We start from the raw sequence: 478 nt of genomic DNA on the forward strand, positions 1-478 counted from the left end.
ATGTATCGTGCAGCCCCGCGATCACGAACTGGTTGATCAGCGCCTGACGGAATTCGCGGCTCTTTTTCCACGCCTCCGGCTGTTCCGACATGCGATCGTACAGCCAAACTTCGGCATTGAGGCACAGCCCCATACGGTCCATGAAGCTAGCGTGCTCCGGACACCCATCTTCGATCCAGCGGAGGATTTCACGGTGGAAGAGAATCAGATCGTCAGTCATTTTCGGCTCCTGAAATATAGAAAGCCCAGTATAGTTCTATACTGGGCTGCGGTCAACAATTATTTCGAAGTCGGGAGTACGCGTAGGGCACGCTCCAATCGGTCGATCAGGTCTCGGGCCGCGCCGTCCGTGAGATAGGTAACGGCCGTTGACTTTCCTTCCACTCCGAACTGGATTTCCAGATGCACGATCGGCGTATCACAATCGTAGCGTTCTGCGCTAACCTTAAACTGGTTATGCTTCCACATAGAATAACCA

General features: G+C 53.3%; 2 protein-coding genes. Both read right to left on the reverse strand.

Annotated elements, in window-relative coordinates:
* Window positions 1–220: hypothetical protein (locus tag AC1RP1_RS07835; protein WP_481762696.1), on the reverse strand; the 220-nt coding region annotated here is incomplete at its 3' end.
* A 59-nt stretch (window positions 221–279) separates the two neighbouring features.
* Window positions 280–478, reverse strand: a 199-nt coding sequence (locus tag AC1RP1_RS07840) for a hypothetical protein (RefSeq protein ID WP_481762697.1), incomplete at its 5' end; no start/stop codon positions are given.

Source organism: Dellaglioa sp. CoH-56-MRSF-13 (genome assembly GCF_056782095.1).